Source organism: Corallococcus llansteffanensis (assembly GCF_003612055.1).
GTDB classification, from domain to species: Bacteria; Myxococcota; Myxococcia; order Myxococcales; family Myxococcaceae; genus Corallococcus; species Corallococcus llansteffanensis.
Window position 1 is genome coordinate 1 of the sequence record NZ_RAWB01000896.1, and the last position, 2,427, is coordinate 2,427.

Here is a 2,427-nt window from a genome sequence, read left to right on the forward strand (position 1 = left end):
CATCTACGCCAACGTGCTCCTGCGCAAGGAGGAGGAGACCTTCATCCACGAGGATCCGCGCGACGGCAGCTACGAGGACTGGCCCGTCACCCGCGCGGACCTGGAGGCGCACTACGACGCGGTGGAGAAGATGATGGCCGCGCAGCGCTACCCGCTGGAGCACGAGCCCTACAAATCCACCGCGAAGACGCAGGCCATGAAGCTCGCCGCCCAGCGCATGGGCCGCGCCGCCGACTGGCAGCTTCCCCCGCTGGCGGTGACGTTCGGAAACCCCGGCGAGGTGCCCATGACGGGCGTGCCCATCCGCGAGGAGCATCCCAACCTCCACGGCCGCACGCGCACCACCTGTCATCTCTGCGGCGAGTGCGACATCGGTTGCAACTCCGGCAGCAAGAACACGCTCGACTACACGTACCTCTCCGCGGCGAAGCGCGCCGGGGCGGAGCTGCGCACGCGCGCGGAGGTGACGGAGCTGTGGCCCGCCGACGGTGGGGGCTACGTCGTGCAGTACCTGGATCACAGCGACGTCACGGAAGGCACGCCGCGCGAAGGGCCGCGGTCGCTGGTGCCCCGCACCACCGTGACGGCGGACCGGCTGGTGATGGCGGCGGGCACGTTCGGCAGCACGTACCTGCTCCTGAAGAACCGGCGGCACTTCCCCGCGATGAGTCACCAGCTGGGCTCGCGCTTCTGCGGCAACGGGGACCTGCTGGGCTTCCTGCGGGAGTGCCACGACACGAGCACGGGCAAGAAGCTGCCGCGCGTCCTGGATGGCGGGCACGGCCCGGTCATCACCAGCGCGCTCCACTTCCGGGGCCAGGAGGAGGGCGGTACGGGCCGGGGCTACTACATCGAGGACGCGGGCTACCCGGAGTTCGTCAACTGGCTCTACGAGGGCGCGCACCAGGCGCGCCTGGTGCACCGTGGCCTGCGCCTGGCGTGGCGGCTCGTGCGCGGGTGGACGGGCCTCACGCGGGACTCGGACGTGAGCGAGGAGATCGCCGAGCTGCTGGGTGACTCCCTGGGCTCCGCGACGTCGCTGCCGATGCTGGGCATGGGGCGCGACATTCCCGATGGGCACATGCGGCTGACCGCGGACGGGATGTTGGACATCGACTGGCGACTGAAGGGCTCGCGCCAGTATTTCGACCGGCTGCGCGAATCGATGGCGGACATCGCCCGCACGCTCGAGGGGACGCTGGTGGACAACCCGCTCAGCTACCTGAGCCGGGTCATCACCGTGCACCCGCTGGGCGGCTGTCCCATGGGCCGCGCGCCCTCGTCGGGCGTGGTGGATGCGTCGGGGGAGGCCTTCGGGCACCCCGGCCTGTACGTGGTCGACGGCGCGATGATGCCGGGCCCCACCGGTCCCAACCCCAGCCTCACCATCGCCGCGCTGGCGGATCGCTTCGCGGATCACCTCATCGACGCCCACTTCCGCGCCGCGCCTGGCCGCGCCCGGGACCGGACGGAGGAGCGACCATGGCAGTCCGCACCCCCGATGTGAGCACCCTCCCGGGCCTTCGCGAGAAGCCCGGGCCCCTTCCGGACGTGCCTCCGGGAAAGCCGATGGTGGCGTGGTACGACCCGGGCGTACTCGCGAAGACGGGCATGAAGACGCTGCTGTCGGGGACCATCGGGCGGCAGGCGGACCGGCGGCTGCTGGACGCGGTGGCCCGGCCCCAGCCGCTCGCGTTCGATTACTCGGAGGACGACGACCACCATCCCCGGGAGGAGCTGTGGCTGGACTACGTCGCGGACCTGGGTGACGGCTGGGACTCCACCTACGCGGTGGCCTCCGCCGTGATGGCGCCGGCGCTGGACGTGCGGGATGCGTCCGGCAAGGTGCACCCCACGAAGGGCGGAGAGGTGCTCGTGTTCGGAGGGGACGAGGTCTACCCGACCGCGAGCGTGGAGGAGTACCAGGCGCGCACGGTGGTGCCCTACGCGGACGCGTTGAACCGCCGCCGCCACCGCCCGCACCTGTTCGCGGTGCCGGGCAACCACGACTGGTACGACGGGCTGGTGTCCTTCACGCGCCTGTTCTGCCAGGGCCGGCGCTCCCAGGGCTGGCGAACGAAGCAGCAACGCAGCTACTTCGCGCTGAGGCTGCCGCACGGCTGGTGGCTGCTGGGCACGGACATGCAACTGGACTCCGACCTGGATGCGTCGCAGGTGGAGTTCTTCCAGAAGGTGGCCAAGGAGATCCACGGTACGGACCGCGTCATCCTCTGCAACGCGGAGCCGGCGTGGATCAAGCAGCAGGTGCAGCCCCGCGCGGGCCGCGGCTTCATGGACCACAACATCGACTTCCTGGAGCAGAAGGTGCTGGGCAAGAAGGTGAGCGTGTTCCTCGCGGGGGACCTGCACCACTACCGCCGGCACGAGGACGCGGAGGGGCGGCAGAAGATCGTCGCGGGTGGGGGA

1 protein-coding gene and 1 pseudogene are annotated in these 2,427 nt (G+C 70.6%); both read left to right on the top strand.

The window, feature by feature from the left end; all coding sequences use genetic code 11:
- Positions 1-1,507, top strand: a 1,507-nt coding sequence (locus D7V93_RS41790; protein ID WP_120648533.1) for a GMC family oxidoreductase, incomplete at its 5' end; no start/stop codon positions are given.
- Positions 1,483-2,427 (top strand): annotated as a pseudogene (locus D7V93_RS41795) (metallophosphoesterase); the annotation flags it as partial. The gene D7V93_RS41790 and the pseudogene D7V93_RS41795, both read left to right, overlap by 25 nt.